This is a genomic window from Sulfuriflexus mobilis (assembly GCF_003967195.1).
Taxonomy (GTDB): Bacteria; Pseudomonadota; Gammaproteobacteria; order AKS1; family AKS1; genus Sulfuriflexus; species Sulfuriflexus mobilis.
The window spans coordinates 2,782,904-2,805,883 of record NZ_AP018725.1 but is presented as its reverse complement, the minus strand read 5'-3'; the positions used below and the strand labels follow the sequence as shown (position 1 = coordinate 2,805,883).

Here is a 22,980-nt window from a genome sequence, read left to right as displayed (position 1 = left end):
GGGGACAGACCCCATTTAACTCTTAACCGGGCTTGTGATGATTACATGGAGCGTCTCTTTTTTGTATTATGAGATGCAACGTTACCAGGATGGTCGGTTAAGAGGTCTCAGAGACTAATTGTTTAAATTATCAGGAGTGAACCATCATGGATGTGGCTGATCATACATTTCGAATCATTACCATTCTGCTCTTCTCAGCTTTTTTCTCATTTTCTGTCATCTCGTACTTACGTTGGCAACTCCCGGATAAGCAAAAGCGCTTGCTGGAAATCATGAAAAAGTGCAAGTGGACAAAATCAAAGCGTGAACCCGCATGGATACCATATTCACTTCTGGTGGAAGTAGGAGATGCGCTTGAGGCAAACACATCGAAACAAGAGGAACTACTGGAAACGGCTCGCCAGGCAGCAAGGAAAGATTATATATTGCCGGTAATCTTTGCCTCAATAACTGCCATGCTTGGTTCGATACTTCTTGTCTATGGTCCAAGCTTCGTAGATAAATCGTTTTCCAAGGTAAGTATTGTCATGGATGGTCCGTTTTATTTTGAAAAAACAGATGGCCAAACAGATACCAAGAAGATAACCCTGGATTCGGTTGCTAAGGAATTAGGAAAAATCACTGATGAAAAAGTAACAAAAATCACTGATGAAAAAGAGGAAGGTAGTATTTTAAATGCCAGGGAAACAGGAAGATTCACCGATCTTTGTAAGGGTGTGGATAACTGTAAGAATAAGATAAGGACACTACAGAACCTGCAAGTTAGTGTGTTTGCATTCATGGGAGCCTTTATTTGGTCGCTTACCTATATTATGCGAAGGCTTTATGTGATTGACCTCGATTCGAACGCTTTTTATAGCGTAGGCGTACGCATAATTTTGTCAAATTTCATAGCCATAATATTTTTTCTGGCTTTCGAAGATAAAATTCTCACTAGTTTTCCAGGGTGGATACCTGCCATAGCATTTTTTGTTGGCTGGTTTCCAAGACGTGTGTTTCAATATATGAAGGAAAAAGTATTCTATCTAATCGGTATGCGAGCGAAAGAAGCCAGATCATTGCCGCTTGAAATGATACAGGGCACGCAGCTTTTTCAACGCACACGTTTGTCTGAGGCAGGGATAGATGACACCGAGAATATGGCAAATGCTAACCTTCTCGAATTATTGATACGCACACCCTTTAATCCACGATTGCTGATTGACTGGATAGCCCAGGCAAAGCTATATCTGATATTTCGAGATAAAATATATACATTGAGAGAGGCAAAGATCAGGACTATTTTCGATTTCGTCGATGTGATGCGGGATGATAGTTCGAGGGCTATCCTGATAAAGTTACTTGAAAAGATACAAAAGGATAAGGGGGCGAAGAAAAACAAAATCAAAGTGATCCACGAGGAGGAACTCTTGACGGCGTGGTATACATGTAAAAATGATGATGAGCTCGAGTGGTTAAGATCAGCCAGGTGTTGTCTGCTCGGTCTTGAGGGAAAAGAAAGAGAATTAAAGGGGTCGGAGTCTGAGGCGTCCCCATAAAAAAGCGATCAAAAACAATAATTTAGACATAAAGATAATTGAGTAGACATGCATGGCTGTCTTTGATCTCCTTGTAAGTGACCAAACGAACAGGAAGACAACCATGCATGCTATTCATCTACTAAATGAAGCGTTATCAACCCAATGTCAAGCCATACAAAGTACCGCCTACGAAAAGCACAATATTAAACGGTGGGAATCGGTATTTGCATCAAGAGCGTAGGATGCTTTATCAGGCACTGGCACAGCGTTTGATTGGCAAGCAACGACAACCGGTTATCCTCGTCGATTGGTCTGATTTAAGTGCAGGCCGTAAATTTCATTTATTACGTGCTTCGCTACCTGTAGGGGGTCGTGCCTTAACACTCTATGAAGAAACGCATCACCAGCAATATGAAGGAAACCCACAGGTGCATGCGCGTTTTCTGCTGGCATTAAAGACCATTCTTCCTGATGACTGTTGCCCCGTTATTGTTACCGATGCGGGATACCGCGTACCGAGGTTTAAGGCCGTACAGGCCTTGGGCTGGGACTTTGTGGGCCGTATCGGAGGTCACACGATGATAAGCCCCCAATCCAAAGCGGAGTGTATACGGGTTGAGCCTATCCTTGACACAGCGACAACACGGCCGCGTTATTTGGGCTATCGTGTGCTGGACAAGGGTATCGTATCCCGGCAACATGAATACACCGAGGCAATGCATGCACTTAAACAACATGTCCTGCTACAGTCGTGGGCATGATTTTTGTGAGGATCACTCAGGGGCAGACCCTTTTTATTTTCGTTATTAATTACCGCCCCTATTAGCGGAGAGACACCTGATGCTGAAATCCATAAGCAAAACCTTTCTTACCGGCCTGATTACCCTCCTGCCGGTCGCACTCACGTTTTATCTCCTCTACTGGTTCGTGGTTTCGACGGAGGCTGCGCTGGGGAGCGTGATTCGATTGGTGCTACCGGAAAATCTGTACTGGCCCGGCATGGGCTCAATGGCCGGCCTGGTGATGATATTTTTGGTCGGACTGCTGATGCATGCTTACGTGGTGCAACGTCTATTTGCCTGGGGAGAGCAGATTCTTTACCACTTGCCGCTGGTTAAATCGGTATATAGAGCTATCCGCGATTTCTTTGACTATTTCTCTCCGGATAAACAAAAGGAGTTCGAGCAGGTAGTCGCCGTTGCGATAGGCGACACAGGCATGCAGGTGATTGGCTTCGTTACTCAGGCGGTACCAGAACGCCTGCCAGAAGGCTTTCGGGAAGAAGGCAGCATCCTGGTTTATCTACCCCTGAGCTACATGATTGGCGGTTATGCCGTGCTGATGCCACGCAGTGCCGTACGTCCCCTGGACATGAGCATGGAAGAGGCTATGCGCTTCACGCTGACCGCCGGAATTAAAGGCAGGGGCAAAGGTGGAATGGGTTGGTAATGCCCTGTTCTGAATGACCGCCATCCATTGCAGAATAATAGGGGACATACCACGTTTAATGGCGAGTGCGGGAGACATTCCCTGTGTCGTCCCGCAGGCTAGCTAGCCTTCTAGTTCCAGATCCGCGCGTACCGCATCCACACCGGCCTTGGCACATTTTTCATCCGTCACGCCTGAAGGTGCACCACTGACACCAACGCCACCGAGGATCGTACCAGCAATATTAATGGGTAGACCGCCGGCACTGACCACCAGTCCGTCGATCTTGGGTACCGCGTAAGCGCCCTTGAAACGGTCTTCCATTTCGGAAAGTGGGGTATTGAAGGCCATAGCCGTGTGGGCCTTTTGTTTACTGATGGTCAGGGTAATATCCATGGCCAGTACATCACGCATTACGACCTGCGGGTGGCCAGCGCGATCCACGACGGTGACGGCAATCTGCACCCCTTCCTTGCGACACTGCTTAATGGCGGCCTGGGCGATGCGGCTCGCTGTATCCAGGGTCAGACGCTTGACACTGATGGTCATGGGTTCCTCGGCCAGTAGAGGCGTCGCGACGACTGCAGCAAGCATAGGCAGTAAAGACAGTTTGGATATATGCATATGTTTCTCCTACAAAAACGGATAAAAAACAAGGTAGAGGGTGAACGTGATGAAAAAAACGTATTTATATAGTAACGCCAACGTTGCGCGTGGCCAATACCGGCATCGATAGAATACGTAATGATAAAAGGGGTCAGAACTCACTTAGAACCCTTTCAGGGTTACACCATAGAATCTATTCAGGTTTACACCATAGAACCTATTCAGGTTCATTATGGATACCCTACCCATCTCCGATGGGTCAGGACAATTATGGATACCTCACCCATTTCCAATGGGTCGAGGCAATTATGAGTACCCTACACTTCCAGTGTCAGGGCAACTTCCTGAACCACAGGTTCTGGTCGCAGTTTTCTCTAATATTAGAAAGTACTGGTACCTGAATCCATTTTTTAAGTCTCTGGCATCCAATTCTTTCCGTCAAACACATCATATTCCAGCGCAAAAGGATCGACTTCATCGAGGCAGCCCAGGTTGACGCGGTATTTACCGGGATAGCGGGCTGTTTCGTGATGAGTATAAATACCGCAGTGTTTGCAAAAGTAGTGTTTAGCGATTTTGCTATCGAACTGATAGAGGCCGATGTCTTCCGGGTTGGCTTCGATGGTAATGTCCGCTTCGTCTACGGCTTCGCCCAGCATCATGGTGCCCTTGCGACGGCAAATTGAGCAATTGCAACGTAAGCCTTTTGTAATTGCAGTACAGTTTAAAGCGAACTTAATCGCGCCGCAGTGACAACTACCGTTATAGGTTTTCATGTTCGATACTCTGGTTAGACGTATTCTTGGAAAGAGGTGGTGCGGGAGGCGCTGCAGGAATAACTTCACCCTCGTAAGCACCGAGATCACACCAACCAGTGGACGGTGGTTGTGGTCGAGCGACGTTGCGTTGATCCTGGTTGACAGTTATGCCGTTATGGTCGGTGCAATCATTTGTCGCGCCGATGGCAGGGCTGCCGGAAAGCAGGCCATAGGTTGGCGCATAACCGCCATTGTTCTTCACTGCATCGAGAGTGGGATCAGCGACGATACTAAAGCCAGGGCAATCTCCAACATTATCGAGATTCACCCCGAGTGCTTGCAGTGTACCGGATTGATCGGTGCAGTTTTGGTGGACGGTGGTATTATAAAGAATTGAACTTTTGATGCGTAAACTGCTACCAGCATTGAATATAGCTCGCCCATGATAAGCCTGGGATTCAGCTAATGTACTAAAACTGATATCAAATTGTTGCCCATTGTAGATATGGCCACCATCTTCGCGGGCACTGTTTACACTAAAAGTACTGTTAAGCACGCTCATTGAGCCGTTGTTGTATATGGCCCCACCATGCTCGGCGACGTTCGCAGCCAGATAAGCTTTCTCGATAGTTCCGGTTCCGCCATTGTAGATTGCGCCGCCACTGGCCTGAAAGGGGTCAGCGTTATTAAACACGAAGGAAACTTCCTTCATGGTGAAGGTGCCAGAAAGATTATACAAGCCAGCACCATCTCTATCAGAAAGGTTGTTGTCAAAGGTGGTTTTTTGTATAGAACGTAAATCACCGTCATGGTTATATATTGCGCCACCTTCGCCATCGGCGCGGTTGAGCTTGAAAGTGCTTTGTTGCAGGGAGAGTGTGCAATCTCCACAAAAAATGGCGCCGCCACGACTGCCTGGATTGGCCGCATGAATAGCGCGGTTGTCAGAAAAAGTACTAGAGTAAATCAATACTTCACCATGTGAAGTATAAATGGCGCCGCCATCGTCGAATGCAACATTGTCGGTAAATTCACTTGTGTTGATTGATAAGTCCGAATCACCGCCGGTGTTGTATATTGCACCGCCAGTTTGGGCAATATTGTTTTCAAAGCGGCTATCTTCGATATATGTAGCGATGTTTGTTATGTTTGTGTTGTATAGCGCTCCGCCAATATTCGCGTTATTGCCATTAAACACACTATTATTACGGATAATCAAAGTGCCTTTGTTAAAGATGGCGCCGCCATTTGCAACATTGTGGTTGCCTTCGAAGATAACAGCGTTAACAGTGAGCAAGTCGCCATCATTATAGATTGCACCGCCACCACGATCGATCTCGTCAGGAATGCCAATGCTATAGAAATTAGCGATGCTTAGATCGTCTAAACGGAGATTGCCATTAGTCGAGATGAAGAAAAGGCGGAATTGCTGCGATGCCGACTGAGAACGCTCGAGGCGTGCCTGATGACCTTCTATGAAAATGGTGCTAGTAATGAGGGGAAGTGCATTGGCACCATGTCCACCATTACTGTTATCTTTTGAAGTGAAGCTATAAGTGCAACCTGGTGCCAGATGAATATGATAATTACCGGCCGTATTATTAGCTGTGTTAATAGCAGTGATTAATTCCTGTACATCACAACCAATTGTGATTTCTGTCGGTGGATTATTGCAGGAGATTAATAAAGAACTGCAAAGCAAAAGGAGATAAACTTTTATAATCTGAATTCGCATATTCAATTCCCTGAAAGAACAAATGGAGTTAGAGTACGTTATTTTATGCTATTCATCTACTCAACGGATAAAAAGGTCGGTGATAGGTTAAAATACTAATGATTCTCATTTGTCACCGCTGCCTTTCATTTCTCTGATGGAAATCAAGGGATCAGGACACTTGAAACCCATGTAATCAAGGGGCAGATCACTCGAAATAATAATAGAATATTTGTGCTCTGCCCCTGCATCGACAGCTTCCCATCTTGCGCGTTTTTGCTATACTGAACAAAGTGCAGTAGGGCACAGCTGGGTCCGCGGAAAGGGGATGATCCCCACCTATTATTTAATGACATACATTATGTCCTTCTTTCTACCTGTCTCGCGGCCAACAGGAATGACGAAAGGAGGATTTCTATGAAATCTCTACCCAGCAAACCACATCTCGAGTTTCTGAAAAAAGAAGCTAAAGCCCTGCGTGCGCTTCACCGACAGGGCGATCGCGCGTGTTGTGCACGCCTGCGCGACAACGATAGCGCTTATAAAAACCTGTCTGATACCGAGATCCTGACCGCGAAGTTCTCGATCAACGATGCGCAGCGCATTGTCGCCCGTGAATACGGCTACTCCAGCTGGGCGACGCTCAAGCGCTATGTCGAGTCGATCAATTTACCCCTGTATAACAAGGTCGCTGACAGGCAGGGCTATCACCGTACGATTACCGATTCATACGATGAGCGCAGCAAAAACTATGACAACAGTGAGTGGCACAGGGGGATTGCGATTCAGGCGGTCGACTATTGCCCGCCTGGCCCGGGTGATGCAGTGCTTGACGTGGCGACCGGGACGGGCACGATTGCCTTTTATGCCGCCGAGCGGGTTGGCCCGGCTGGCCATGTGATTGGCGTCGATATTTCCCGGGGCATGCTCGACAAGTGCAACGAAAAGCTTGCCGCAACCGAGCTCGATAACCTCGAGTTTATGTATGCGGATGGCGAAAACCTGGATTTTCCGGCCAACAGTTTTGATCGCATTTACTGCACTTCGGCGATTTTCTGGATGAGTAACCTGCAGGCGACGTTACGTCACTGGTTTGAGCTGCTGAAACCCGGTGGCCATGTCGGGTTCAATGCCACGCCGTCGAACTCCTTCTTCTGGGGTGATGGTGCGCGTCGCGCCATGGCAAAACATGGTTATGAGTTCACCTGCAATATCCCGGCGGGCGATTACGACAATGCCCGCGACATGCTCGAACTGGCGGGTTTTGATAATTTTCGTCTTTATGAAGAGAACGACGGAGAGTATCTGGAGGTTGATGACGATATGGGTGATTTCCTGAGCTTGAAATCGTATTCGCCGGGACAGTACCCGCACCCTCTGCAAGGCATGACAGAAGAAACCCGCCAGCGTATCCAGCAGGATTACGAGGCCGATATCCGCCAGCGTGCCACCGATAAGGGCGCATGGCATGATATGACGCAGTATTATATCTATGGCCAGAAACCCGCTAACCAACAAAAACAAGGGGGACAGTGACATGCTCAAAGCGCAACATTCTGTTATTCGCCCTGATAGCTTGTTGACGGTGATTAAACGTCATTATCCGACGATTGGTGCAAGTGACTGCAAGATTCTGGCGCTTAACTGCAACGATAATTTTTTCATCAAGGGCAAGCGCCAGGATTACGTGTTCCGTCTGAACCGTAAGGACTGGTGGCCCGTGCTGGATTTCGAGGAAGAACTACGTTTCCTCGAATTCATAAAGCGGCAAAAGATCAGTGCCGTGGTACCGAAGCGTAACAAACATAATCAGCGTTATATTTCGGTAAAGACGGCGGAAGGTACCCGCTACGGCGCGTTGTTTGGCTACGTGCCGGGGCGGTTGCTGGGCAGGAACGCCGGTCCGCGCAATACCAACATGCTACGCCTGGGGGAGCTCGCAGCCCAACTGCATAACGCCGCCGACCGCTTCCAGCCGCCGGCAAAACGCTGGACGATGGATTTTGATTTCCTCGTCACGCAGACCCTGACAGGACTTTCACCGTTGTTCGCGCAGCGTGACAGGGACCTGGCCTACCTGCATCGGCTTGCCGATCATCTACAGGTGTTGCTTGACGACACCCCGGCAGGGGCACTGGACTTTGGCCTGTGTCACGGTGACCTGCATACCGGTAACGTCATGTTGTCGCCCGACGGGGGACTGACCCTGATCGATTTTGACTGGAGTGGCTACTGCTGGCGGATTTATGACCTGGCAACACTGTGGTGGACGCTGCGTGATGATCAAAGTGCCTCCCGCTGGCGCGCTGTCCTGCGCGGCTATACCAGCGTGCGCAAACTGTCGCACGAGGAAAAGGCGCTGTTACCTGCGTTTGTCATGATCCGTGAATTCGAGTTGCTCGGCTTCCAACTAATGATGCGCAAACATATTGGCGACGCCTGGATTGATGATAACTATTACGATTTTCACATGCGCTTCATCAGGGACTGGGTAAAACAACATCTTGGGAAACTGTGAAATAAAAGCTGGTAATTAGGATCAGACTCAAATTATCGGGTAATTCGCGTGAAGATTTGATCTGTATCATGGTCATTATCATTCAAACCATTGTGTAATAAAATGATGAGGTAGTCATGTAAAGCAATCATCAGTCCATACTATGGAGGAAGGATCCATGAAACGAAATCTATTCGGTTCGGCCGGGATCGTGTGGTGCTGTCAATAACTACCTCCAGGGCGCGAGTATGAAGGCCTTTATCAAGGAAAAGGCATGTAAGCGGCTTGGGGATACATATTCTAGATTTACTTACCTGCCAGCACCACAGAGTTATACGATTACTGCCAAGCCCCAGGTTTCAATTTCCGGGGATAAAGGTTGTGATCAAACACTGGCGTTTGACTATTTTACTGTTCAATGTGGCCAGTGACTAAAAGTGGGTTACCTCAGTTTGTGCCCTGATCATAATTACTTTTTTTTGGCCTTATCCTGCCCAAAGAATCCTGCCCATAATCCCTGAAAAAAATGTTTGGCATTGGTGCCCAGGGTTTGTGTGCGGTAACCGCCTTCTTGCACTACAACGGTGTGGTACTTGGGTGCTCCGATTAATTGACCGATTTTAAAAAAGTCTTCAAATGTATGATCCCAGGTCCCGGTCGGGTCCGATTTGGCGGTGTCCAGTCCCAAACAGACCACCAGGTAGGCAGGGTTAAAGACTTTAATACGTTTTAAGGCAGTAGACAGCGTACGGCGATATTTCTCTGCAGTAATATGTTCCGGTAATGGAAAGTTAATGTTAAAGCCTTCACCATCTTTATTGCCAATTTCGTCTTTAAAACCAGCAAAGTGCGGATATGCGAAGTGCGGGTCACCATGTATTGACACCGTGAGCACATCATTGCGTTCATAGAAGATGTCCTGCGTACCATTACCATGATGAAAGTCGATATCGAGTATAGCAACTTTGCCATAGTCGCTGAGATGATGGGCCGCGATAGCCGCGGAATTAAAATAACAAAACCCGCCAAAGGCACGACGCTCAGCGTGATGGCCCGGCGGACGCACCAGTGCGTAGGCGATGTGAGCGCCATCTAATACCGCATTAGCAGCGGTAACGGCACAATCTACTGCGCCACGAGCAGCCAGATAGGCATTGCTGTTTAACGGTGTGAAAGTATCCAGACAATAGTAACCCACCTGCAATTCAATATCTTTTGGCGGGCGTGATAAATTACGCAACGGGAAGATAAGCGGGTACATAGATTTGCCTGGAGCCATTTGGGCACAGGCACGACGTAGGTAATCTACATAGGCAGGCAGGTGAACCTTTTTAATCAACTTCTCGCTGACTCGCTTGGGTTCAACACGCTTAAATAATTGGGTTTTATCGAGCGCGGTAAGGATGGTCGACAGGCGTACCGGGGCCTCGACATAACCACGGTCTTTTACGTGATGAATGCTATGGCCTTCATTTACGACCAGCGCAATGAATTCCTTGTCCTTGTGGCTTCGGTTAATGGCGACAGGTTTGTATACATAGCGTGGCTCGCGGAAACGCAGTGTGTCATCAGTAAATGAAAGCACGACATCATCGATTTGCGATCGTGATAGTACATCACCGTATTTGCGTTCTAAAATGGCGCGGATAATCTTCTGTGCAAGGGCGGAGTTTATTTTTCTTCTGGTTCCAAGGTCGTCCATCATCAGGTAATATAAATCCTGATCGCCAGGGTTCACGGGGGACGGATAAATATTGTTAATGATCGGGTAGACACCGTAGCGCTCATAAAACTTTAAGCGAGCTATGTTTTGTTTCAATATGGCAGGGTCTTTAATCTTCTCCGGGTCGTCGATGGCGCACTCAAAGAATAAGCCTTTTACCTTCAGTAGCTGACATTCCTCGCGCACATATTCATATAGCGTGCTGCCAATGCCGCCCCCGGTTCGCCCCGGGGCGGCTGAAATCAGTTCAAGATAGGCAATGCCGATATCCGGCAAATGTAGCAACATGGCAAAGCCCTTGACCTTACCAACACCGTTTTCTGCAACGAACAGGATTGAACGATATTCATATTTTAGTGGGTCGTGCAGCTGTTCCGGGAGTTTTTTAAATTCTTCCTTGCGAGCGGCCGGGAATTGCTCGGCAAGAATAGGCAGGACCTGACTTATAGCCTCGCGGTTAGCGCTGGAGGTGTTATCGAGAACTTTACGAATTCTGAACATTGTCGGTTAAACCCGTTCCTTTGTGTGTTGAGATAGATGGCTAAAAAACAGGCGTAGGTTATATCATCGTCTGGTTCATGGATAGCAAAATACAGCCCGGGACTGGAGAATTAAGTCTTTCTAATAAAGGCATAATATGGGGCAGACTGGAGTACTCCCGTTTTTTCCGAATACTCCATTAAGTTTATACAGTAGCCTTATCATGAATTAAATGACGCCACCGCCTTTAACTTGGAAATAAAGGGAGGGACCGGAGTCCCTGAGGGTAGACCGCTTATTATCCCCGATCCCTCATTACGCTATGTCAGTAATTATTAACTGGGCAGTGACCATCAGGTTCCCGGCATTCATACGCACCAGGTAAGCACAGTGTGCTCAGGCCTGCTCGAACGGAGCATACTCCGGGTATCGACTTTGTTAGCATTTTTAAAAAACCCAGACGATGGGTTCTGACAAAGACATACGGGAAGACGAGTAGTAAGCTGATAATCACAGTGAGGGTGAGTCAATAGAGTTCACTTGTTATTGGCATCAGTTGTCTTTTGTGCAATGGCCTGATCGCTGTTGGTGACGGACTGGCTAAATTGCGCCTGCTGCATTTCATCTTGCTGGGCCTCAAAAAAGAATCCCCCGATGATGACGAGTACTAAACTGATTCCGTAGGGGTCTATGATTCCGCGCATTTTTCTTTTCATGACATTTACCTCCTGGCTGTTATGGCTAGTGAGGTAAAGGTTAGAGTATGCTGATTAATATTATAATAGGGCATTTATGTATAATATTTATTCCATTTGGGAATGAGTGTGGTCAAGGTGGGGGAATTAAAGGGCGCGGTGACATACTGAAAAACTCCGCGGACAGGAAAAAACTTATCACCCATCCGGCGACTAATGTCGCCAAGCATGGCCTCGTCAAGGCAAAGATCGCATCCGCAATGGAATATGTGGCCTACAATGAACAGGCCAAGCACATTCTCGAACGCATTAAGCAACAGCTTAACCAAACCACTGGCTGCACATTCAGCCCGCAATTTTGCCCTGATCTCGATGAGCTCACCAATAAGATCGATCACACGGTAACAATAAAAAACTGCCGTAAATAGATTCGATATTTGGTGTTCGGGAAACAGGGTTTTTTTATCCCTTTCTATTTTTTCTATATATCACGTTGCTTGGCTTGTTGTTCTATATATGCCTCAATGTCTTGCATGTGTTTGCCGCCACCGACCATGCGCACGATGGAGCGCATTAAATTGTAGTGCTTTGATGCTTTCATCTCGTCGAAGTTGTTGTAACGAATCTCCTCGCCATTAACCGTAATCGTCGGCTTATCCAGAAAGGCATCGATCCTTTTTTTAATCTTTTCATTCATTACCGGCTGTATATCTTTGGGTGCTGCGGCCTTCTCGTCTTTGTCCCAATGATAGATATCCATGCCCGTCTTAAAAATAATGAGAAGAAGTAACCCTGTTAAAGGCTCATCCATTGCACCTAGTGCAAAGCCCGATGCGAGGATGGTGATATGCAGCACCAGAATACGTCGATACGGTGCGGTCGTTAGATCCTTAATGCCATCACTGCCAAACCCCCGCTCACTGGTATCCCTTATCCAGTCAATGAGTTGGTAGGCAAACAATGCCAGCACTGGCCAGAATAAATGACGACTTTCAATAAGCGGCAGTATAATTTCCGGAATGTGCATTCCAGCGAGTTCACCTTCCAGTCCCTTACCAAACAGGTTGATAATAAATGTGCCGTGGCCATAAGAGAACAAGCCGTAATGCAGGGTAAAGAAGGGCGCTAAAAAAAGCGGCAAGGCCAACTCAATGGGGTGGCTATAGCGGCGTGCCACTATACGAAGGATCATAAACACGCCGATAATGAGATTCTCAAGCCAGTAAAGAAAGATCAGGTCAAAACTCTTCCAGCCCCACTGGAACACGCCATAGACCGGTACGGCATTCAGTAACACCAGCAGGGTAATAAACAGAGGCTTGGGTATATTCAATGCTTTTCCTCATGGGGCTTGTGAGTAGTTGGGCAGAGTGAATCATGAGGGAGACAGCCTGTAGCGTATGTGGCTATTTCTCCATTTTCTTTATCAAGTTCGATAAGGTGACTTCCAGGGCATCGGCTATCTGCCCAAGCGAGCGCAGTGAGGGTGATTTAAGGCCTCGTTCTATCTGAGAAATATAGGTGCGATGTAGACTGGCACGGTCTGCCAGTTCTTCCTGAGAAATTCCCTTTTGTAGCCTAAGTTCCTTTAATACAGCCGGGAAACGTTCAGTCAAATCAGTATTTTTTGTTTTGCTCATGGGCCATAAATTGGCCCTTGCGTGACTATGCGTCTACAGCATATAGTATTACATACTATAGTATTCAATAGAAGCAAGGAGAGCTTACTCATGCTAGTACTCACACGCAGACCCGGCCAGGCCATTACCATCCAGCCAGGGCTTGGGGTAGACCTGACCGCGCCCCTTGGGGCCTTGTTCACCCATGGGCCGATAGAGGTGAGGGTGAACCATGTAGAAAGGGGGCAAGTGAATATGGGTATTACCGCCCATACGAGCCTGACCATCCTGCGCGACGAGATATCACTCAGTTTGCAGCCACGGCCCAGCCCGCCTGCTGACCAGCCCGGTATCAGCCCCAGCCATGAACGCCTGGCCCGCAATGTCTTTACCCTGCGCCGGCAATATCAGTGGAGCGTTAAACAACTCGCCGAGGCCAGTACGATGTCGATTAGTCGGCTGTGCGATATCGAGGCGGGCCTGTGCGAAATGAGTCTGACAGACCTGGACCGGCTGGCGATGGCCTTCGGCACGGATATCGCCGAGTTATTCCGGATAGAGTAAGTTTTCGAGGCTGTCTTGCACTATTTATCCTATCTATCCAGAAGTTAACGGTAATGCCATAGCAGGTTAGTGAGAAAGCGCTGCATACGGGCGTCATCCGGTGCTTGAAACAGCCAGTAGGAAAATGCCGCCAGATAAAGATTGGTGAGGATGATTTCCTCGGCTATGCGCCGTAGTCCGGTGTCTTTCATTGCGGCGGCGTGCAGCATCCATTGCACGGTGCGGCTGATGCGCAGAAGCCCCAGCACCTGTAAGTGGATATGACCGGGTTCGAGTTTGTAGCAAAGCATTTGCCTGACGATGGGCCGATAGGGGGCAAGGGTATCCAGCCAGGCAGTTATTAATAACTGCAAACGACCTTGCCGGGAGGCATGCTGAAAATTCTGTTGCGCCGTTTCGGCAAGCATCTGCCGGTCGGCACGATCGAACAGATACTCGGCAAGATCATCCTTCTGTTGAATAAGCCTGTAGATATCGGTCATGGGCACATGCAGGCTGTGAGCAATCTCTAACAGACTGAGCGATTCCCAGCCCTTTTCCCTGCTCAGGCTAAGGGCGGTATCTAAGAGCTGGTCTGTGGACAGCCCCGTATTTATCCTGGTGGTCATGGTATGTCCTCCCCGGATGCAGTGGCCTTTTCATAATCATACGCCGTTCGTTCGCTTGAGGGTGTAGAAGATTTTGGCGGTTTTTGGGCTTTTACCTGCCCAGACAGGGGCCATGAGCGATGTTAAGTGAAATGTGGTAATTACCACAAAGCTGAAAATACCCCGGATGTTACCTTAAAGGTCTGATTCAAGTTTGAGGTGAAATCAGGATGCTAGGGGAAAAAACGGGACCGCACGCCAGGCATGTCGCTGTGTGTGCGGACATGGCAAAAACAACAACAGCAGCGACCGCCAGCCATGCAAAAAAGGCTGCGCATCGGGCCGGGCAGTAGCGCGTCATGACCATCTACAGCACGTTGCTGTTCATACAATTTACGACCCTGATGATACAGGCGATAGCCTTACTCGTGAGCTGGCGGCAGAACCCGCGGGAAGTCGGGTTGCGTGATTGGGGTATCGCGCAAGCCCTGATGGCCATTGGCAGCCTATTGATCGCTGCGGCCATCCTGCTCAGTGATCAGGCGAGTGGTGCAGAGCCGCCATTGTTTGTCTTACTGGTGCGTGATGCCGGGGTCGGCATGGTCAATACCGGCTGGTTTCTGGCCTGGATGGGTATCAGGCATTTCTACCGCAGGCGGGCGTTCAGTTACGGCTTGCTGCCCGTCTTCGCGGTCATCTTTATCATGATTCTGTTACCGGGTGCACACTTACCCGGCTGGCGGGTTGCCGTGACCAGCCTGTCGATTGTGTCATTTTCTGCAATGATTATCTGGGAGCTGTACCGGAAAAAATCAGAACATTATATCGTCACGCACATGGCCGGCATGGCGATGGCCTTTGTTACGCTGGGCTGGCTGGCACGTGGGCTGTCACTGGTCGGCGACCTGCAACGAGCCAGTGGTTCGGCTACGGTCGACCTGATCTGCGCTTACAGCAGTATTGTCATGGGTATGGTGTTTACCTTTTCACTGTTGTTGATGACTAACCAACGTATCCTCCAGCGGCTGCGTCACCAGGCCGCCATAGACCCCCTGACAGGGGCGTTGAACCGGCGAGCATTCTTTGAGGCAAGCAGGCCATTGCTGGCGGCACTCAGGCGAGATAGAGTCAGTTTGGCCCTGGCTGTAGTGGATATCGATCACTTCAAGAAGGTCAATGACCATTACGGCCACGCGGTTGGCGACCAGGTTCTGAGGCATTTCTCCAGGCTAACCCATGATAGCCTGCGTGAGGGAGACCTGTTTGCGCGCTATGGTGGTGAGGAGTTCGTTATACTCTTTCAGAACAGTAGCCCGGAGCAGGCAGAGCAGGCCATCGATCGGTTGCGTGAGACCTGGTCGGCTCAGCGCACTGATGCAAGCGAAGCGACGCACAACGTGAAATTCAGCGCAGGCATCAGCTATGCCAGTGGCCCGGCGCCGGTCACGCTGGAGAGCATGCTGAAAGAAGCCGACAACGCCCTCTACGCGGCAAAAAATACCGGCAGAAATTGTACTGTCATCTCTCAGGAAAACTTCAAAATCAGAAGTATCGGCTTCGAAAGAAACGATGTGGCCATCAATGAGACAGAGTACTCATAATAAAGCTGACCGAGGATAAGGCGCTGCCTGCATCCATTTCACACGAAATGCCTGTACACTGAACGAAACTGTTACGGAGCCGACTATGATGCGAATTTCCCTACTCAAAACGATACTTACCGTCAGCTGTCTCTTCCTGTCCAGCGTCACCCATGCGGCTGAGACAGAGGCCAATGGCCAGAGAGGTAAAGCGTTGCACGATAAACTCTGTATGTCCTGCCACGTGGGTATGTTTGGTGGAGATGGCAGCGGTATCTATACCCGAGATGACCGCAGGGTGCATTCTTTACAGGGGCTAGAGGGTCAGATTGGGAACTGTAATCACAATTTAGGTTTTAATCTGACTAAGCAACAACTCGCGAATATACTGGATTACCTGAACCAGGCTTATTACAAGTTTGAGAAAAAGTAGAAGTTATCATTGTGTGAAATCAAGGGTCTGAGTGCTTGCAATATTGAAGGTTAGAGTAAAAACCGGGGCATAATATATTCGCATGCTGTGCTCTGAGGCATACTGAATTTAGCAGCTATTCAATAGGTTTTCCGCAGTGGGGGCATTTGCGAGGGGGGTCAATGATATGTTGTTTATTCAATTGATTTACAAAGCCAGAACTTATGATGCCGGCTGGTAATGCAACCATGCCGATACCAAGACACGATGGATTCCCATAGCGTCAGACTCGATTAAACGGATATTTAACCAAAGAGGCTGGTTAACGTTTTATAAACTTATTCCAGCCATGTATCACTGGCGATATAATTCGCACAGCTCATCGATATCGATTCACCGAACACCACGCTCAGACTTGCTGACGAAGGATCGTGTCTCGCTCGGTTGTTCCTGGGGCATGCCGGTCTTTTCCCTCGTTTCAGGTAGGTGATCCAGAAAAGCGGCGTAGGTTTGCGAATGAATTGATTTTTACATGGCTTCTTAAAAGCTTTTTTATTCCGGGCAGAGGGACGGTTAGGGGCGAAGGGCGTAACGACTCTACTCATTTGGGTTAGGGATAGTAAGGCGATTAGCCCAGGCCGGTTACGTTTGCCGCCATTGTTGAATATTAGCGTTACTGAATATTGTCACAAGGGTTTGGACAGTGATTGTACCTCTCCTCAACCGCACGGCATTATGATAGGTTAAGGTTTTCTACCGGTTCGTCATACACCACGGAGGGCAAGCATGCTGAAACTCAACATCAATGGCCAGCGTCATGATGTGGCCATGGAAGCCGACACACCTTTACTCTGGGCCTTGCGAGACGGCCTGCAACTCACCGGCACCAAGTTTGGCTGCGGCATCGCGGTGTGCGGTGCCTGTGTGGTGCTGGTGGACGGCAAGCCGCTACGCAGTTGTGTCACACCCTTGTCTGCCGTAGCCGGCAAACAAATCACCACCATAGAAGGGCTCTCACCTGATCGTTCCCACCCCGTGCAACAGGCCTGGATAGAAGAAGAGGTTCCGCAGTGCGGCTATTGCCAGTCCGGCCAGATATTAACGGCAGCCGCCTTGCTGGCACGCAAGCCAAAGCCGACGCAAGCGGATATTGAGGAAGCCATGAGCGAGGTATTGTGTCGTTGTGGCACCTATCCCCGTATTCGCACAGCGGTAATGAAAGCGGTGGAGTTGGCCGCCGGCAAGGTTAAGGGGGCGTGACATGAAACAGATAAAACTGAAACGCCGTGAATTTCTCAAAATCAGTGCCGCCACGGGTGGCGGTCTGCTGATAGGGTTTTCCCTCGGGGGATGCGATGAAAAGCCTGCGCCGCCGAAGACAATGCCTATGGCCGAGACAGAAACAGCGCCGACAGCGTTTACCCCCAATGCCTGGCTCACTGTCCATAGTGATAACCGTGTGACCATTCGCGTCGGCAGTTCGGAAATGGGCCAGGGTACCCTGACCGGTATTGCTATGTTAATCGCCGATGAACTCGATGCCGACTGGTCCAGGGTACGCGCCGAACATGCGCCAGCCGATAAGGCCTATACCAATCCCATTCTCGGTCGGCAGCATACCGGTGGCAGTACGGCGATTCGTGGTTTCTGGACTATTGCACGCAAGGCCGGTGCCACCGGCCGCGAGTTGTTATTGCAGGCCGCTGCTGCTACCTGGGCGGTGGACGTCAGCGAATGCCAGGCGCGCAACGGCGAAGTGCTGCACGAGGCCAGTGGCCGCCGTCTGCACTACGGGGAGCTGGCCCGGGCCGCTGCCGAGTTGCCGTTGCCTGATGCGGTGCTCCTCAAGGAACCGGACGAGTTTGTACTGATTGGACAACCGTTACCGCGACTGGATACACCGGACAAGGTCAACGGTGCCGCGGTGTTTGGCATGGATGTGCAGTTGCCGAATTTACTTATCGCTACCGTTGCCCGTTGCCCGGTGCAAGGTGGCAGGGTGAAGTCTTTCGATGCGCACCAGGCATTGGCGGTGCCCGGGGTGAAACAAGTGGCGCAAATCAGTGGCGGTGTGGCCGTCATCGCCGAGCACTTTTGGGCAGCGAAGAAAGGTCGTGATGCACTCCGCATCGAATGGGATAAGGCCGGCAATGACACGCTGGACTCGGCGGCTATCGAGGCGCAGTTCAAGGCCGCGGTAGATAAGGGCCTGGTCGAGCGTGACGATGGCGATGTCAAGGCGGCGCTAGCCGCTGCGGCCAGGACGGTAGAGGCCGTGTATACCGTGCCGTTCCAGGCCCATGTTTGTATGGAACCGATGAATGCCACGGCCGATGTGCGCGTCGATGCCTGCGATGTGTATGCACCCACCCAGGGTCAGACGTTTACCCAGGAAACCGCCATGCGCATTACCGGCTTAGCGCGTGATAAGGTCAAGGTGATTACCACGTTTCTCGGTGGTGGTTTCGGCCGGCGCTCGGAACAGGATTTTATCGTTGATGCGGTGGAGTGTTCCAAGCTTGCGGGTCAGCCAGTGAAAGTGATCTGGACGCGTGAAGACGACGTCATGCATGACCAGTATCGTCCGGCCACCTACAATGTGTTGCGTGGGGGTGTGGATGCACAAGGCAAGATTGTGGCCTGGGAGCATCGCATTGCCGGGCCTTCTATCCTGGCGCGGGTGTTTCCTGATAGCGCAGCAGACGGACATGACTGGTCGAGTACCGAAGGTGCTAAAAACATCCCCTATCACGTCAATAACCTGCGCGTGACCTATGCCATGAGCAATACGCCGGTGCCGGTAGGTTTCTGGCGTTCGGTAGGCAGCTCACAGAATGCCTTTATTACCGAGTGTTTTTTTGACGAGCTGTGCAAACTTGCCGGCCAGGATCCGCTGGCCGCGCGCCTGGCACTTATGACCGAGCATCCACGCCATGCCGGTGTCGTCAAGCTTGCTGCGGAAAAAGCCGGTTGGGGAACAGCCTTGCCGGCAGGACATGCCCGCGGTATCGCCGTGGCGGAAGCCTTTGCCAGTTTTGTGGCCCAGGTGGCGGAGGTATCCATCGACAGGGGCAGGGTGCGCGTGCATCGCATCACCTGTGCAGTGGACTGTGGTATGAACGTTAATCCGAACAGCATCCGTGCGCAAATGGAAGGCGGTATTGTCTATGGCCTGACGGCGGCGTTGAAAGGTGCCATTACGATTAGTGGCGGCCGGGTTCAACAAAGTAACTTTGATGATTATCCGCTGCTGCGCCTGGATGAATGTCCGGCCATCGAGGTGCATATCGTCAGCAGTGAAGAGGCCCCCGGCGGTGTGGGCGAACCCGGGGTGCCGCCTACCGCACCGGCAGTGGCGAATGCCGTGTTTGCCCTGACGGGTCAGCCCGTGCGCAGTCTGCCCATTACATTACATAGCTAATGGATCGCAACACCGATAACGAAGTCCTGCATACCGCCATCGGCTGGCTGGACGACGGCGCCGCCGTGACACTGATAACCGTAGTCCGTACCTGGGGCTCCTCCCCCCGGCGGCCCGGGGCACTGATGGCGATCCAGGCCGAGGGGCGCGTAGTCGGGTCCGTCTCCGGGGGCTGTGTCGAAGACGACCTCGTGCAACGGGTATTGCGCGGCGACTTTGAAGACCCGCGCCCGCAACAGATCGAATACGGCATCAGCACCGGCACCACCCGTCGTGTCGGCCTGCCGTGTGGGGGCCGCCTGGCGCTGGTAGTCGAGACCCTCCATAACGCCACCCAACTGCGCACCGTCCTGACGCACATGACCGCCCGCGAGCGCATCGTTCGCCGGGTCTGCCTGCAGACCGGCGCCACCCAACTGCAGCCCCCTACTACCGACGACGCCCTACGCCTTGATGGCGACCACCTCTACAAGGCCTTTGGCCCCGCCTGGCGCATGCTGATCATAGGTGCCGGCGAACTGGCCCGGCGCGTGGCACAACTCGCGCTCATGCTCGATTACGCCGTCACCCTCTGCGATCCGCGGCCGGAGTATGCCAACGGCTGGGAGGTCGAAGGCACCGTCCAGGTCAGCACCGCCCCGGAGACCTTCCTGCCAGCGTTTGCGCCCGACCCCCAGACCGTTGTCCTGGCCCTGGCGCACGCGCCACAGTTAGAAGACGCCGCACTGGCCGCGGCACTGCAGACCGAGGCCTTCTATATTGGCGCCCTCGGCTCACAAAAAAACCAGCAGGCCCGGCTGCAGCGCTTGCAACGCATGGGTCTCAGCCCCCAGCAACGCGCACGTCTGCATGGACCGGTGGGCCTCGATATCGGCAGTCGTACACCGGCCGAAATTGCCATTGCCATTACCGCGGCACTGATCGCAGCGCGCAACACGGCCGCGCAAACACGGCCACAGACCGCGCGTCAGCATGGCTGACATAACCGGCCTCCTGCTGGCCGCCGGTGCCAGCCGACGGTTTGGTACCAACAAGCTCCTTGTAGAGATAAACGGTCAGCCGCTCATTGCGCACAGCGCCACCGCACTGGCGCCCTGTGATCGTCTTATCGCGGTAGTGCGTGCGGAGGATGAGGCTGTTCAGTCCTGCTTGCAGGGGCTCGGTATCGAATGGGTGAGTAATCCGGAAGCGGGCAGGGGCATGGGCTATTCCATTGCCTGTGCAGTCAAGGCCAGTGCAGACAGTCACGGCTGGTGTCTACTACCTGCCGACATGCCCTATGTCACTGCGACGACTACAGGACAGATCGTTGCTGCCATGAATAACGGTGCGACACTGGCCGCGCCGTTTTACCACGAGCAGCGTGGTCACCCGGTGGGCTTCAGTGCGTCGTTTTATCCGGCACTGACGGCGCTCGATGGCGACAGCGGTGCGCGCGTTATCCTGCAGCAACACCTTGACCATCTTGTGGCCATCAAGACGAATGATGCGGGTGTGCTGCATGACATCGATACGCCCGCTGATCTGCGATCCCCCCGGTTCGAAAATAAGTAATATCTCGCACCCGGCTATGCAACAGCGAAAGTGGCCATCTGCGAGAGGGCACTGACAGACCTGGACAGTCTGCCTATGGTCTTCGGCACACATAACGCCGAATTATTACGGTCAGTACGGGCAGATGGAGTCTGAGGCTTTTTAGTTATAACTATTTTCCATTGGTCCCCGTTTGTTTTTTTTGTATATACTCGTCTCTACGGTTCAACGCACTGTTTCCGATGAGCCTGATGGAAGTCACACATAACACATGGAGAGTCGTCAAATGCGAAACCTGTTCTTTAGCTGTTACTGCATCCTAACCCTGTCCCTTTTAGCACCCTTTTCAGCTTATGCTGGCGATGATGAGTTATCGATAATCAATGATTCAAGAGATTCATTTCAGGTTGCCGATAATGTCCCTGATACGGTCACATTATTAAGTGATTTTTTACGCAGTGAGGGCTTTGACATTCTACTTACGGTTGACCACGCGGGGTCTGCCGCCGCTGTAGGTCTTGAACTTGCGCCAACACAAGTCATTTTCGCGAGACAACCTCGCCGCATCGAGCGGCGTCTTTTACAACGTAGCGAAACCATTGGCATCGATCTACCCTTAAAGTTTTTGGTCTTCAAGCGTGACGGCGAAGTACACCTCGACGTCAACGCAACGGGCTACCTGATTGATCGCCATGATGTCCGCTTAGAAGATCACCTGCTGGGTTTGATCGACAGTAAAATCAAGCGTGTGAGCGATGCCCCTGAAGGACTGCTCACTGTGAAGAGCCTGCAAAGCCTTGACGTTACCGTTGAAACCTTCCTGGCTACCATTTCGGCTATTCCTGCTTTCAGGATCCCTCTGGTACTCGATTACAGTTCTGCTCAAAACGAAGATGACGAAGACGATAATGAACGACGCGCCCCACTTCTTATTGTCATTGGCAACCCCAATGTCGGCACCCCCCTGATGCAAGCGAATCAGCGGATCGGTATCGATTTACCGCAAAAATTCCTGTTCTGGGAAGATCGCCATGGCAATGTCAATATTACTTATAATGATCCACGGTTTCTTGCAGAACGCCACGATGTCCAGGGTGTTGACGCCCGGCTTGCAGGGATTGCCAATGCGCTACGCAATTTTGCCTTAATTGCTGCGGGCATAAACTGAAAAGGCTTAACGATAGAAGGACTGAACTAAATAATAGGGGCCGGTGTGAGCCGGCCCCATTTTAATTTGCCCTGGCTAGGATAGAAATATCTGCAAGACCGGCCCGGATATTTCACTTATTCGTCTATTCGTGTGATTATTTCCAGAACTCCCACCACTTGCGGGAGGTTTCGCGTTCTGGCTCAGCCATGTCAGAGCCTTTACCCGCCTCTTTTTGCATTTCCTCAGTGGTGCGCATACTTTCACGTGTCTTACTGGCGTCATCGTCAGGTGATTCCTGGCGGGTACGCTTCTCCATTTCCATTTCGACGCGTTCAGGCCCTTGTCCTGCGCGATCGCTACCGCCCCCTTGTTGCGCTGCTGACACCGTGGTGCCGGTAAGTAACAATGCACAGGCAAATATCACTGATAATTTAGATTGGTTTTTCATATCATTTCTCCTTGCAAGCTTTTAAGAGACAAGATGCATATGCCACATTTAACGTTAACGCGGAAGTTATAGCCAGATGCTAATCATATGCACATTGTGCTATTACTTAACCTCGTAATATCACTAGGATTTTCATAATTAATCAATAGGGGGGTCTCAAAGTGCAAGAATCAACAATGTAGCATATGTCACATGCCCCAAGTAAAGGATGACTACTGGTCGGTTTGTATAGCAGAAACGCGACT

At 50.7% G+C, this 22,980-nt stretch carries 23 protein-coding genes and 1 pseudogene; 14 read left to right on the top strand and 10 right to left on the bottom strand.

Annotated features, from left to right (window positions below; genetic code table 11):
• Nucleotides 1-146: 146 nt before the first annotated feature.
• The 3 genes from EL386_RS14075 to EL386_RS14065 all read left to right on the top strand — a co-directional run bounded on the left by EL386_RS14075 (nt 147) and on the right by EL386_RS14065 (nt 2,969).
• Nucleotides 147-1,538, top strand: coding sequence for a hypothetical protein (locus EL386_RS14075; RefSeq protein ID WP_126456858.1), 1,392 nt, complete (start codon nt 147-149; stop codon nt 1,536-1,538).
• Between the two features lie 224 nt (nt 1,539-1,762).
• Entirely contained in the window at nt 1,763-2,281 is a 519-nt protein-coding gene (locus tag EL386_RS14070) for a hypothetical protein (protein WP_126456857.1), read from the top strand.
• A 79-nt stretch (nt 2,282-2,360) separates the two neighbouring features.
• Nucleotides 2,361-2,969: a DUF502 domain-containing protein gene (locus tag EL386_RS14065; protein ID WP_126456856.1), complete on the top strand. Its 609-nt coding sequence runs from the start codon at nt 2,361-2,363 to the stop codon at nt 2,967-2,969.
• Nucleotides 2,970-3,071: 102 nt separating this feature from the next.
• Here EL386_RS14065 and EL386_RS14060 read toward each other — a convergent pair whose 3' ends face one another.
• From EL386_RS14060 to EL386_RS14050, 3 genes are all read right to left on the bottom strand, one after another.
• The gene (locus tag EL386_RS14060) at nt 3,072-3,572 is read right to left on the bottom strand and encodes a GlcG/HbpS family heme-binding protein (protein ID WP_126456855.1); all 501 of its coding nucleotides are present in this window, start codon (nt 3,570-3,572) and stop codon (nt 3,072-3,074) included.
• A 392-nt stretch (nt 3,573-3,964) separates the two neighbouring features.
• Nucleotides 3,965-4,330 carry a GFA family protein gene (locus tag EL386_RS14055; RefSeq protein ID WP_126456854.1) on the bottom strand — a complete coding sequence of 122 codons (366 nt, stop codon included), beginning with the start codon at nt 4,328-4,330 and terminating at the stop codon, nt 3,965-3,967.
• Nucleotides 4,317-6,047, bottom strand: coding sequence for a choice-of-anchor Q domain-containing protein (locus EL386_RS14050; protein ID WP_126456853.1), 1,731 nt, complete (start codon nt 6,045-6,047; stop codon nt 4,317-4,319). Before EL386_RS14050 ends, EL386_RS14055 begins: the two co-directional genes overlap by 14 nt.
• A 396-nt stretch (nt 6,048-6,443) precedes the next feature.
• Between EL386_RS14050 and EL386_RS14045 the strand changes: the two genes are divergently transcribed.
• Nucleotides 6,444-7,562 carry a class I SAM-dependent methyltransferase gene (locus tag EL386_RS14045; protein WP_126456852.1) on the top strand — a complete coding sequence of 373 codons (1,119 nt, stop codon included), beginning with the start codon at nt 6,444-6,446 and terminating at the stop codon, nt 7,560-7,562.
• 1 nt (nt 7,563) lies between these two features.
• Nucleotides 7,564-8,544 (top strand): phosphotransferase enzyme family protein, encoded by a 981-nt coding sequence (locus tag EL386_RS14040; RefSeq protein ID WP_172597741.1) that lies wholly within the window; start codon nt 7,564-7,566, stop codon nt 8,542-8,544.
• Nucleotides 8,545-8,992: 448 nt separating this feature from the next.
• Here EL386_RS14040 and EL386_RS14035 read toward each other — a convergent pair whose 3' ends face one another.
• Nucleotides 8,993-10,747, bottom strand: coding sequence for a histone deacetylase family protein (locus tag EL386_RS14035; protein ID WP_126456850.1), 1,755 nt, complete (start codon nt 10,745-10,747; stop codon nt 8,993-8,995).
• Nucleotides 10,748-11,262: 515 nt separating this feature from the next.
• Nucleotides 11,263-11,442 carry a hypothetical protein gene (locus EL386_RS14030; RefSeq protein WP_126456849.1) on the bottom strand — a complete coding sequence of 60 codons (180 nt, stop codon included), beginning with the start codon at nt 11,440-11,442 and terminating at the stop codon, nt 11,263-11,265.
• Between the two features lie 47 nt (nt 11,443-11,489).
• Between EL386_RS14030 and EL386_RS14025 the strand changes: the two genes are divergently transcribed.
• Nucleotides 11,490-11,849: a hypothetical protein gene (locus EL386_RS14025; RefSeq protein WP_126456848.1), complete on the top strand. Its 360-nt coding sequence runs from the start codon at nt 11,490-11,492 to the stop codon at nt 11,847-11,849.
• 53 nt (nt 11,850-11,902) lie between these two features.
• Here the strand turns inward: EL386_RS14025 and EL386_RS14020 are convergent, their stop codons facing one another.
• Together EL386_RS14020 and EL386_RS14015 are read right to left on the bottom strand one after the other, a co-directional pair.
• Nucleotides 11,903-12,754 (bottom strand): DUF6498-containing protein, encoded by an 852-nt coding sequence (locus tag EL386_RS14020; protein WP_126456847.1) that lies wholly within the window; start codon nt 12,752-12,754, stop codon nt 11,903-11,905.
• A gap of 73 nt (nt 12,755-12,827) precedes the next feature.
• A complete protein-coding gene (locus EL386_RS14015; RefSeq protein ID WP_126456846.1) occupies nt 12,828-13,061 on the bottom strand; it encodes a helix-turn-helix domain-containing protein in 234 nt (77 codons plus the stop codon).
• 90 nt (nt 13,062-13,151) lie between these two features.
• Between EL386_RS14015 and EL386_RS14010 the strand changes: the two genes are divergently transcribed.
• On the top strand, nt 13,152-13,604 hold the full coding sequence (locus EL386_RS14010; RefSeq protein ID WP_172597740.1) for a carbon storage regulator: 453 nt from the start codon (nt 13,152-13,154) through the stop codon (nt 13,602-13,604).
• A 44-nt stretch (nt 13,605-13,648) separates the two neighbouring features.
• Here the strand turns inward: EL386_RS14010 and EL386_RS14005 are convergent, their stop codons facing one another.
• The gene (locus EL386_RS14005) at nt 13,649-14,212 is read right to left on the bottom strand and encodes a TetR/AcrR family transcriptional regulator (protein ID WP_126456844.1); all 564 of its coding nucleotides are present in this window, start codon (nt 14,210-14,212) and stop codon (nt 13,649-13,651) included.
• Nucleotides 14,213-14,550: 338 nt separating this feature from the next.
• On the opposite strand from EL386_RS14005, the gene EL386_RS14000 reads away from it, so the two are divergent.
• Nucleotides 14,551-15,792: a GGDEF domain-containing protein gene (locus tag EL386_RS14000; RefSeq protein ID WP_126456843.1), complete on the top strand. Its 1,242-nt coding sequence runs from the start codon at nt 14,551-14,553 to the stop codon at nt 15,790-15,792.
• Between the two features lie 100 nt (nt 15,793-15,892).
• Here EL386_RS14000 and EL386_RS15650 read toward each other — a convergent pair whose 3' ends face one another.
• Nucleotides 15,893-16,075, bottom strand: coding sequence for a hypothetical protein (locus EL386_RS15650; protein WP_172597739.1), 183 nt, complete (start codon nt 16,073-16,075; stop codon nt 15,893-15,895).
• Between the two features lie 894 nt (nt 16,076-16,969).
• On the opposite strand from EL386_RS15650, the gene EL386_RS13990 reads away from it, so the two are divergent.
• The 6 genes and pseudogenes from EL386_RS13990 to EL386_RS13970 all read left to right on the top strand — a co-directional run bounded on the left by EL386_RS13990 (nt 16,970) and on the right by EL386_RS13970 (nt 22,305).
• Nucleotides 16,970-17,443: a (2Fe-2S)-binding protein gene (locus tag EL386_RS13990; protein ID WP_126456842.1), complete on the top strand. Its 474-nt coding sequence runs from the start codon at nt 16,970-16,972 to the stop codon at nt 17,441-17,443.
• A gap of 1 nt (nt 17,444) precedes the next feature.
• Nucleotides 17,445-19,604, top strand: coding sequence for a xanthine dehydrogenase family protein molybdopterin-binding subunit (locus tag EL386_RS13985; protein ID WP_126456841.1), 2,160 nt, complete (start codon nt 17,445-17,447; stop codon nt 19,602-19,604).
• Nucleotides 19,604-19,792: pseudogene (locus EL386_RS15955) on the top strand (XdhC family protein); the annotation flags it as partial. The gene EL386_RS13985 and the pseudogene EL386_RS15955, both read left to right, overlap by 1 nt.
• Before the next feature lie 306 nt (nt 19,793-20,098).
• Nucleotides 20,099-20,584, top strand: a complete 486-nt coding sequence (locus tag EL386_RS15825) for an XdhC family protein (RefSeq protein WP_232020209.1) — start codon at nt 20,099-20,101, stop codon at nt 20,582-20,584.
• Complete coding sequence (locus EL386_RS13975) at nt 20,577-21,158, top strand: nucleotidyltransferase family protein (RefSeq protein WP_126456839.1); 582 nt, start codon at nt 20,577-20,579, stop codon at nt 21,156-21,158. Before EL386_RS15825 ends, EL386_RS13975 begins: the two co-directional genes overlap by 8 nt.
• A gap of 265 nt (nt 21,159-21,423) precedes the next feature.
• The gene (locus EL386_RS13970; RefSeq protein WP_172597738.1) at nt 21,424-22,305 is read left to right on the top strand and encodes a DUF302 domain-containing protein; all 882 of its coding nucleotides are present in this window, start codon (nt 21,424-21,426) and stop codon (nt 22,303-22,305) included.
• 136 nt (nt 22,306-22,441) lie between these two features.
• Here EL386_RS13970 and EL386_RS13965 read toward each other — a convergent pair whose 3' ends face one another.
• Nucleotides 22,442-22,735: a hypothetical protein gene (locus EL386_RS13965; protein WP_126456837.1), complete on the bottom strand. Its 294-nt coding sequence runs from the start codon at nt 22,733-22,735 to the stop codon at nt 22,442-22,444.
• Nucleotides 22,736-22,980: the final 245 nt, after the last annotated feature.